Below are 10,910 nucleotides of genomic sequence, written 5' to 3' on the forward strand. Positions count from 1 at the left end.
TACTGCCGTCTGCTCCATTTACAGGCAATGTAATTTTCGACATCGGAGGGACAGGGATGACGCTGGCGCTAGAGTTGGTTCCGCGAAGCAAGAAGCGGATTATTCGCGAAATGATGCAATTTTATTTATATGATTTTACATATTATCTGAATATTGAACTAACGGACAAGGGGCGTTTTCCCGACTACCCGGATCTGGATGAATTCTGGAGTCGGCCGGGACGTAAATTCCCTTATTTGATCTATTCTGGCTTCTATATTGCTGGCTTTGCGCTGGTCGATCGGCTGGATAATGGTGAAGCGGATTATTATATGACCGAGTTTTTTATCCTGCATAAATACAGGCGTTCAGGTGTAGGCACATGGGCAGCCTGTGAGCTGTTCCGTCGCTATCCGGGTCGCTGGAAGGTAACACAGGTGAGTAATAATCTGGCAGCACAGGCATTCTGGCGCCGCATTATCGGGGAATATACAGAAGGACAGTATATGGAAAAAATAGAGCTCGATCATGGTGGGCCGAGTCAGTATTTTACTTCCTTTCGCTAACCGATCGTATAGATCACGAAGGTAACATGGAGTTGTCTGCTTAACATGTAGGGCTTGCTGTGTAAATAACATCATGACTGAAACTGCAATCAGGACACAACCTGCAAAGGAGACTTACACATTATGTACTTACCAACGTTTTCGTTATCTAATAAAAAAGCAATTATTACGGGTGCAGGCAAAGGAATCGGGCAAGCGCTTGCAATCGGATTAGCACAGGCAGGAGCGGATGTAGGCTTGATCTCGCGTACTGGATCAGATCTGGAAGTGACCAAGCAGCTCATCGAAAAGCATAGTAGCCGTCAGGCGATATGCCTTGTAGCAGATGTGACCGATCGACAGCAGATGAAGGAAGCCTTCGAGCGCTTTGAGCTGTCATTTGGTACACCTGATATTCTCGTGAACAATGCGGGTATGAACATCCGTAGCCGCGCACTCGATGTAACTGACATGGAGTGGGATACGATCGTCAAGACGAATCTGCATTCCGCGCTGATCGCTTCACAGCTAGCAGCCGAAGGGATGAAAAATAACGGTGGCGGTCGTATTATTAATATCGCTTCGGTCGCCGGGCATCTGGCGATGCGCACTGGCGTTGCTTACGGTGCAACCAAGGCGGCATTAATCCAAATGACCAAAATTCTAGCGCTCGAATGGGCAGATTATGGTATTCAGGTGAACGGTGTCGGCCCGTGGTATTTCCGTACACCACTGACCGAATCCGTGCTTGCAGATGAACAATATATGCAGGATATTTTGAATCGTACCCCGTTAAAACGAATTGGTGCGATGGAGGAGCTAGTCGGCCCGGTCGTCTTTCTTGCTTCGGATGCCGCAGGCTATATGACGGGTCAAACGCTGATGGTCGATGGCGGCATGTCTATTTTTGGTTTTTGATGTCTGACAGTATTGTTCTACATGACTCGATCCGACCATGGAGCTCAAGCAAAGTCTAGAGAAATACGAATATTGTAATACCGCATAACAGAACAATAAAAGGACAGCTCATTTCAAAGAGAGCTGTCCTTTTTGAATAGAAGCCAAAGTTCCTCTTTAAAAAGCACGAATTTACTCATCTAAAACCACCCCTATATCAACTGCATCGGCTCAAGCTTTACAACATCACACGTAATACAATATAAACGCACGCTTGTCTTCTTACATTATATAGAACATATAATAATTTATAACCAATTAATTGTTGACAATATATCTGAATATGATATGATAAATGCAAACAAATATTACGTATGCAAACTATGAATTGCACCAAGCAAAGGGTGAGAATAGTGGAAGAAAAGAAAACACTGGCATTAGATGAACACCTCTGTTTCTCTCTATATGCAGGCTCGCGTGCAATTACGCGCATGTACTGGCCGATGCTAGAGGAAATGGGGATTACTTATCCTCAATATCTGGCTCTGGTTGTATTGTGGGATAAAAAGGAATGCACGATCAAGGAGCTAGGTAAGGAAATTTATCTCGATTCCGGTACGATGACATCGATGCTCAAACGGATGGAGGAATCTGGATTGATTACACGCCAGCGCTCTGTTGAAGACGAACGTGTTGTCAAAATCCGTATTACCGAGCAAGGTCTCGCATTACAGGAGCAATCTGCTTGCATTCCACAGGCGTTATTGCAATCGACTGGCTTGAGTCATGAAGAGTTGGAACAATTGAATCGTCAAATCCGTCAAATTATCGGTAAAATTAAAAGCTAATCCAATTATACGTCTGCGATGCGTCTAACATGCAAAGTGGATAACGGTATGGACGCCTTACAGGTCGATACAAACAGGTTATCCGAAATAGGTTACAGGAATAGCTCCTGTGACCTTTCTTTCCCACTTGAATGCTGTATACAAACTTATTCTATCATTTTTAAATGTTAGCAATGAATTTGATATAAAGCGATCTTATCCGTTTGAAGCTTTCTTTACACAGCTAAATATACGGCTAAAAATTATCGCCATACCATCTGCGATCTCATCGTTATATTATCGAGTTCATTTTTTTATGTTATAGAGTCCATTTTTATGTAATTTCTGTTATCTTTCCAATTCGACGTTTGTCCAGGTAGCTATGCTCTGGCAAGCAGGCTGCCTTTCATATAGATGCAATGCTGTTCCATTATAGCTGCGTCCGGTCGGAATACGAATATCTCATTTATTGTCGCCATATCCCTGATAAAAGAAGAAGTTGACGCTGTATAGATCAACACAGGTGTATCCGACCCTTAACTTTGGTTATGGTGAATCGCTTATGATTCGCCTTTCGATATAATATTCTATATGGAAAAGCGCTTATTCCACCATGGAGTAAGCGCTTTTGTATATACAGAGGATCGATGTGTACGTGTACAGATTAATATTACGTGGTATGATATTTTACAGTTACAAGCAAGTCTAGGGAGATATGGCGAAAGTGGCGTATACATAACGGAGGAGGGATTCATATGGGTTCGCGCCTGATGCATTACTGTATTGCTGCGTTAATCGAAAGTCGACTGGGCTGGCATAGCCCGGAATTTATGCTTGGTAATCTCGCACCGGATGTTGCGGAATATGGTGTGCGTGATCAGAACAAGCGACAATCGCACTTTATACGTCTGGATTCAGCAGGCGAAGGTTTTTTTGATCTGGAGCGCTTTGCAGCACGTTATTTGCGCGAGCAGCGCTCATTATTTCATATCGGTTATTATTTTCATTTGCTATCGGATGATCTGTGGATCAAGCACATCTATATTCCTACGATTCATCATTTGCCTGCTGATGAACGTGCAGAGGCGAAGCAGCGTTACCAGCGCGATCTGAGCAAGCTGGGAGGCAGGCTAATGGCGCATTATCATTTGCAATATATGGATCTGGAGCATGAGGTGATGTCGATGCCTGAAGCGGATCTGACCATGCTGCCACATCTGGTTGAAGACTTGAAGAGTGATATTGAGTATAGTGTGCAGGAGAGCGAGCCTGAGCCACTGGAAATACTGGAATGGGAAGCTGTGACGAATGCGCTTGATTATACGGTAGAGGCATGCCTTAGCCAGCTTCGCATGTGGGAGGAAGCCGACCGGATGCTGATACGGCATGGGTATCGTTTGACATTAGAAGGAAATTTGTAGCAGGTGGAATTGTAGCTTCATACCTAGATAGAAGAGAAAGAAATGCTTTTAGCATATGAAAAAGAAGTCGCAGTCATCGGAACTGCGGCTTTTTTGATATACGGAATAGTATACTCGCTTCGGCTAAGCTTCATATTTTACATATCCAACATAGTGAATATGCCATATTTACGGTGACTTCGGGCTGTGCGTACAATAGCGGTACAGGTAGAAACAGCAACCGTACCGCTAGCAAGGTGTACAACGATAACGAGGCAGGGAGAGTGCAGTATGGGAAATCGTTTGACCTATGGCTTGGATCGAAGCCGTATGATGAAGCGGCTAGAGTGGAAGCGTAAGCAAGCGTCACAGAGGGAGCAGCAGCTATTCGCCGTACTGGATCATATATCAGATGCACAGGAGCGTGAGCTGCTGGAGTATCTGTATGCTTATATGCCACTGCATGATCTGGCAGACTATGATGGGGAATATTTTGCTGCGCATGTAAGTCAGGTGCTGGAGACGCGCCAGCAGATGTCATGGGGCGCTACGATACCGGATGAGATTTTCCTCCAGTATGTGTTACCTTACCGAGTGAATAATGAAAATATAGATAACAGTCGAGCTGTTATTTATGAGCTATTGGCTGATCGGGTACGCGCGCTATCCATGGTGGAGGCGATTATTGAGACGAATTACTGGTGTCATGAGCATGCGACCTATACAGGCACGGATATCCGTACGGTGTCTCCATTAACGATCATGCGTACCGCACTCGGTCGTTGTGGAGAACAGTCTACATTTACCGTCACTGCCCTACGCAGCATCGGTATTCCAGCACGGCAATGCTATACACCGCGCTGGGCGCATTGCGATTCGAATCATGCCTGGGTGGAGGCATGGGCAGATGGACAGTGGCATTATCTCGGTGCGTGCGAACCAGAGCAGGTGCTCAATGAAGGCTGGTTCCGCTTGCCTGCCAAGCGTGCCATGCTGGTCAACACTCGCGTACCTGCCGATTATATTGGGCCCGAGGAGGTCTGCTCCACTCATGATGGGTATACCGAGATTAATCTGTTAGACCGTTATGCAGCTACCAAGCAGCTACAGATTCAGACTGTCGATGAATCAGGACAGCCGTGTGTAGCCGAGGTGCAATGTCAGCAATATAATGCAGCGGAATTTTATCCACTGGCCACTCTGCTAACAGATGAACAGGGCAAAGCCAGGCTGACGACTGGTTATGGCGATCTGCTGCTTCATGCACGTACATCAGATGGAGCGTTTATGTGTGAAGGCTTTGTACATTCGGAGCAAACCTCAGCGCTATTGCAATTAAAATCAACTACAACGTTGGATCAGGTGATACAGGCGGTCGGAAACGAACGATCTGATGAGCGTACATCTTCTACGCCACCATCTACATCGACACCGACATATACGGTAGATTGGAAAGTACAACCGCCACCCGCGCCAGTTCCTGAGCCCGGGCCAGAAGTGAGCGAAGAAGATCGCCAATTGCAGGAGCAACGTGTACGCGAAGGAACAGCGATTCGTACAGCCTATGAGCATACATTTCTTACAGCGGAGCATATAGAGCAGTATGCGATCCACTGGTCATTGCCTGTAGAGCGTCTATCCATCGTGCTGCATACTGCACGCGGGAATGATAAGGAACTGGTAGCATTTTTCGAGCAGATCGAGCCAGCGCAGCGCGAGTTTGCTCTACAGCTACTGGAATCGATGCGTCCGAAGGATTGGCAGGATATAACATATGCCACACTGAAGGATTATTTAGATGGGGTATTGCCGTATGTACACAATCTAGCAACGAATTCGGAGCAGCAGAAGCAGCAATTTCAGCGCTATATTCTCTGTCCGCGTATTCATATGGAAATGCTGGCACCGTATCGGAAATATCTATCGGAGCGCTGGGATATTGCATTACAGCAGCAATTTTGTGCCCAGCCACAGCAGCTTGCCGAGCAGCTACAACACGAGGTAACTCTGTTAAACGATGTCGATCGGTACAGCGGTATGGCAACACCTGCGGGTGCATATCGATTAGGTGTGGTGGACTCGTTAAGTCGAGCGATTCTATTCGTTGCCGCTGCCCGTTCACTCGGTATTCCGGCAAGATTGGAGCCACTACATCTATTGCCGCAATACGCGCAGGATGGACGCTGGTATGATGTTTATTTCACAGATGAGCCATCCCGTCATTCTAGTCGTGGTGTAGCTGAGGATGCGGCGAATGAATTACCTGTAGAGGGTGGAGCTACTGGGGAGTGGGATAGCGAGCGGTTAGCAGATGGAGCAGAGCTAGAATCCATTGGTAATCGAGGCTATATTCAAATAGAAGCAGGGGCATGGGATCGTCATAATAACAGTCATAGCAATAATAATAGTGATAGTAGTAATGACAGTAACAGCAGTAACAGCAGTAACAGCAGTAACACTTTACCGCCTGCCTATTATCAGGACTTTACCCTTGCACTGCTGAACAATGGAATGTATGAAACACTACAGTTCCCGTATGGAGATCAGAACGTAGCTGGACGTGTTCATGAAGTATTACCGGGTAGCTATCGCTTGACGGCTGGAACTCGCTTACGTGATGGTAGCGTGCTAGGAAGATTTACATTTTTCGAGGTGAAGCCGGGGCAGCGGGTACAGGTGAAGCTAGAATTACGACAGGCAAATGAGAATATACCTGTATACGCAGCATCTATATCATCGTCATTAAAGGTAAAATTGCTGGAAAACGGTATCGCAGAAGAAGGAAATACAGATAAAGAAAATACAGATGAAGAAAATATAAATGTAGGCACCGTTTCTGAGTTTGGAGCGCTTACCCAGCCTGTTGTCGTTGCATGGCTGGAGCCGGAGCGTGAGCCGACCAAGCATGTGCTACGAGAATTTGCCGAATTAGAGCAGTCATGGCGTGGACGAGATGAACCGATGCTACTTTTACTTCAAGCGCAATCCGAACGAACGCTGCTAGAAACGAACATATTACCTCCACAGGCGATCATAGATGATGACCCTGCTCTAAGCATATTGCATGAGCTATCCAGAACCTTACCTCAGATACTCGGTGATCAACGACCTGTCGTACTAATTATTGATCGAAGCTTGCGCATCCGTTTTGCTGTACAGGGATACAAGCCCGGAACCGCCAGTGATCTGCTTCAGGTGCTGGATCAGTTAAAGTTAGAAGAATAGAAGATACAGGACGGTATAGCATCAGCATACACATGTAGGTTTCCAATATCATTCATTCGATTCCCAGCGTTCAATACAATCGTAATACCCAAACAAAGCGAGAGCCTATACTACAGCTCTCGCTTTGGTGTGATTGATTATCTATAAAATAACTAGAATAGATACATAATTTAGAAATAGCAATCTATATGATAAACAGACATCGTGTCTGTAATACATTATTCAGCTTGCATGTGTTGCGATCATTCACATTATATCCTTCAAAATCACCAGCTAGTCTAAACGCTTAAACGAGCGTCCATCTATCCACGCCATTAGCGCAGCGCACAGGAGTTAGAAGCCTGACTTGCTGGAACCTCAATCCCACGCAAGTCGCGGATTTTCACATTATTGCTATACGTCATCGAATCGCTACGCAGCTTGAAGGAAGTGTAATTCGCTTCTGCATCCAGCGACATCAACGCTTCAAAATAAATCTGATGCTGACGATCAATCAAAATCGGCACCGAATTCGTCTCGATGACTTCATCATTCGCATCCTGACGATCTACAATCAGCAACACCGGAATACCATCGCAACCACAACCCTCACCTGTATCATACAGCAGTTTATACATGCCTTCTTTACCAGCAAGGTTGTCTCTCAATTTACGGTCTGCCAGCTCAGTCACTTGAATTCTCATCGATATCACCTGTCCTTTGCAAAATAAGTACACTTCTATATTAACCACAACCTACAGGCGTAAGAAACGAAATTCCAATATCTACGCTAGCTCCGCTCGTTCATTTACGTCTGTAATGATTCCATGCATTAATAATATCATAAAATTAATTTGTATGCAATATATATGTTTGAAATATAAAAAATATATCTAATTTTAATATTCAACAGAATGATATTTGTCTTCAACTTTCGAAAAGAGAACGGTAGTAAAACAAAAGCAGAAACGCAAAAAGCGGAAATACAAGCAATGTTGTATATGACTATGTCATGTTTAAGTATATACAGTATTTAAATTGTTTAGCCTGAGATGCTAGGTTGATATTTTAGAAACAGAAACAGAAACAGAGACAGAGACAGAGACAGAGAAAAAGACAGGTATAGATACTGGTGCAGGTACTTGTATAGGTACAGATATGGGTACAAATATAGATACAAACAGAGTGACACCCTACAGCTAGCACTTTAAATTAAGGTTTACATCGAGCATCCAAAGCCCCTATACGCTATACGCACGGAACGGAAGGCAGAGAACAATGCCAAAAGACCGACCTTTAAGCCGGGATACGCCCGCTTTTCCATATTCGGAGTATCCCGGCTTAACCGGAGGTCGCTGGCATGTTCTCTGCCTGAAGTGTTGTATGCAATCCCACACGATCGTAATCCCCGCACCCAATCCATAAGAAGAAATTAAAACAGACACCACAATCACCCACATGCTACAATATGCATCAGACACCACATGCACCATGATGCTGACAGAACTGACTGACTATAACCAGACGCTCACCCATATGGCAAGAGCATGGATCAGCAGGTCTGCTGATGTGTAAAAGCGGCGGCAGGAGGAAAAGAGACATGTTGACACAGGATTATATTAAAGGATATTTACAGGGCATCGCGCAGATGAATATGCAGGCGAATTGCTCGCTCGATTACGATCTGGATGAAATTCGGGCTACAGGGACACTGGTAGAAAGCGTCTGCGCATACATGCAGCTGACACCAACACAGGTGAGCCTGGATCGCTTGGCGGCATGGGAGCAGACATTGCTGGAGCTACTACCACGTTGGTTTTTTTATCGGTTATACGATGAGGGGCAAAAGGCGATAGATTATAGTGCGATCGGTTATGATCAGGAGCAGGCGAGTCGCCAATTTATACATATATTGAAGGAATGGCTGAGTCGTGAGGGCAGTATGACAACAGCTTTTCGTGTAGATAGTAAGCCATATTCCTTTTACGAGCTAGAATGGGATGACTTCCTGTTTTTCACGAATGGGAAGCTATACTTTTTGCATTTTGGTCGAAGTGACTGAGAAGTACTGGAATCGTTATATGAGTTTATCGCATTCAGAGCAAGAGGCATACCCGGCGTATAAGGGTGTGCCTTTTGCTTTATCGTCACAAATCGTCCATTCAGTCTGCTTAGCGTACAATGTTGTCACCTACCCGACATGTGTGTTCACAATCGTTCAAAAGATTGTTGATGATTATCATTGTGGCATTGCGTAATTTAGGCTAAAATATATATCACTGTGCGTAACATATTTGGTCTGTGTCCAAGTGGAGGGAGACGGATTGGGATATTGGCTGTATTCTGGTACAGCCTTGCACGTTGCTGCGTCTTCGCGGTAAAGGAGTATTTTATTATCAATCATGCAGAAGCAGGATTCATCGGAGGTTTGTTTTTTGGAGAAAAAAGTACCTTTTTCATTCATTATCGTTATTGGATTAATGCTATTTGCGCTCTTTTTTGGGGCAGGGAATCTGATCTTCCCAACACTGCTTGGACAATCATCAGGCACGAACTTCTGGGCTGCTAACATCGGCTTTCTGATTACCGGTGTCGGTCTGCCAACACTTGGCGTTATCGCGCTTGGTGTATCGGGCAAAGAAGATCTACAATCCTTATCGAGCCGGGTGCATCCGGCCTTCGGCGTTGTATTCACTACGGTGCTATATCTGGCAATTGGGCCGCTGTTTGCGATTCCGAGAACAGGTAATGTATCGTTTGAAATTGGAGTTAAGCCATTTCTCGATGGTGGCTCTCATCTGTGGGTATCGATCGTGTTCTCGATTATTTTCTTCGGGATCACATGCTTCTTCTCACTTAATCCAGCACGTATTGTCGATCTAGTTGGTAAGGTCTTAACACCGATCAAGCTGACCTTTATTAGTATTCTGATTATTGCAGGTCTGCTGTATCCAATCGGTGCGCTACAGCCGCCAACAGCGAAGTATGCAAGTAATGCGCTGTTCAAGGGCTTTCAGGAAGGCTATCTAACGATGGATGCACTGGCATCCTTTGTCTTCGGGATTATTGTTATTCAGGCGATTCGCTCGCGTGGTGCTACGAGTCGCAAGCAGGTTATTACGGTATCGATCAAGGCAGCATGTATTGCAGCGATTATCCTGTCTGTATTGTATGTATCGCTCTCGTACATTAGCGCATCCAGTGTAACGGCATTTGGTTATTTGGAAAATGGCGGTCAAATTCTTGCGCGTATGTCGAGCTACTACTTTGGTACATCTGGCGGTATCTTCCTCGGTCTGATGATTACGATCGCCTGTCTGACAACCAGTATCGGTCTGATCACGTCCTGTGCGAGCTATTTCCACAAGCTACTGCCGCGTCTGGCATACAAAAAGCTCGTTGTCGGCATGTGTATATTCAGTGCTGTGATTGCTAATATCGGTCTGAATGAGTTGATTCAGATTTCGGTTCCTGTGTTGAAAATTATTTATCCACTTGCGATTGTGCTGATGATTTTGACATTCTGTCATCATCTGTTTAAAGGCAATCGTCTGGTGTATCAAGGCAGTATGCTACTCGTATTTCTCGTTAGTATTCCAGATGGTCTGCGTGAAACGCCGCTGCATCTGGGCTGGCTGGATACATTTATGAGCGGCTATATTCCAATGTATAATATCGGCATGGGCTGGGTATTACCAGCTATAATCGGTGCGGTTGGTGGCTATGTAATCAGTATGGCGCGTAATCGTGCTGGAGCGGCTGATCAACGTAATTAATGCAGTAATGTAGTATGTTCGGAATGAATGAGTTTGGAAAAAGCTGAATAGCATTCAAAAAAGACGGGTTCCATATTGGTCTTCCCCCCGTCAAGTAGACACGATTAAAAAGCCACTTCAAGCTACAACCGTTTCTCGGTATTCAACCGGGGAACGGTTGTTTAGTTTTTTTTGAAATCGGTCATGGTTATAAAATGCAATGTATTCGCTCACTTGCTGCTTGACCTCTGCTGGGTTTGCTGCTTGCTGTAGATAAATTTTCTCCGTTTTGAGATGAGAGAA

The 10,910-nt window shown here is 45.0% G+C and carries 9 protein-coding genes; 7 read left to right on the forward strand and 2 right to left on the reverse strand.

Going from position 1 to position 10,910, the window contains the following annotated elements:
* Positions 1-56: 56 nt before the first annotated feature.
* The 5 genes from IEX62_RS22955 to IEX62_RS22975 all read left to right on the forward strand — a co-directional run bounded on the left by IEX62_RS22955 (position 57) and on the right by IEX62_RS22975 (position 6,873).
* The gene (locus IEX62_RS22955) at positions 57-545 is read left to right on the forward strand and encodes a GNAT family N-acetyltransferase (protein ID WP_188778701.1); all 489 of its coding nucleotides are present in this window, start codon (positions 57-59) and stop codon (positions 543-545) included.
* A gap of 123 nt (positions 546-668) precedes the next feature.
* On the forward strand, positions 669-1,442 hold the full coding sequence (locus tag IEX62_RS22960) for an SDR family NAD(P)-dependent oxidoreductase (RefSeq protein WP_188778703.1): 774 nt from the start codon (positions 669-671) through the stop codon (positions 1,440-1,442).
* Positions 1,443-1,834: 392 nt separating this feature from the next.
* A complete protein-coding gene (locus IEX62_RS22965; protein WP_320544665.1) occupies positions 1,835-2,269 on the forward strand; it encodes a MarR family winged helix-turn-helix transcriptional regulator in 435 nt (144 codons plus the stop codon).
* 734 nt (positions 2,270-3,003) lie between these two features.
* Positions 3,004-3,669: a hypothetical protein gene (locus IEX62_RS22970; protein ID WP_188778705.1), complete on the forward strand. Its 666-nt coding sequence runs from the start codon at positions 3,004-3,006 to the stop codon at positions 3,667-3,669.
* A gap of 270 nt (positions 3,670-3,939) precedes the next feature.
* A complete protein-coding gene (locus tag IEX62_RS22975) occupies positions 3,940-6,873 on the forward strand; it encodes a transglutaminase family protein (RefSeq protein ID WP_188778707.1) in 2,934 nt (977 codons plus the stop codon).
* Between the two features lie 314 nt (positions 6,874-7,187).
* Here the strand turns inward: IEX62_RS22975 and IEX62_RS22980 are convergent, their stop codons facing one another.
* A complete protein-coding gene (locus tag IEX62_RS22980; RefSeq protein WP_188778709.1) occupies positions 7,188-7,556 on the reverse strand; it encodes an iron-sulfur cluster biosynthesis family protein in 369 nt (122 codons plus the stop codon).
* Between the two features lie 896 nt (positions 7,557-8,452).
* Here IEX62_RS22980 and IEX62_RS22985 point away from each other — a divergent pair.
* Together IEX62_RS22985 and brnQ are read left to right on the forward strand one after the other, a co-directional pair.
* Complete coding sequence (locus tag IEX62_RS22985) at positions 8,453-8,914, forward strand: hypothetical protein (protein ID WP_188778711.1); 462 nt, start codon at positions 8,453-8,455, stop codon at positions 8,912-8,914.
* 373 nt (positions 8,915-9,287) lie between these two features.
* A complete protein-coding gene (brnQ, locus tag IEX62_RS22990; protein ID WP_188778713.1) occupies positions 9,288-10,628 on the forward strand; it encodes a branched-chain amino acid transport system II carrier protein in 1,341 nt (446 codons plus the stop codon).
* A gap of 117 nt (positions 10,629-10,745) precedes the next feature.
* Here the strand turns inward: brnQ and IEX62_RS24125 are convergent.
* A partial coding sequence (locus tag IEX62_RS24125; protein WP_188778715.1) for an IS3 family transposase occupies positions 10,746-10,910 on the reverse strand: 165 nt, incomplete at its 5' end.

The organism is Paenibacillus hunanensis (assembly GCF_014645615.1).
GTDB classification, from domain to species: Bacteria; Bacillota; Bacilli; order Paenibacillales; family Paenibacillaceae; genus Saccharibacillus; species Saccharibacillus hunanensis.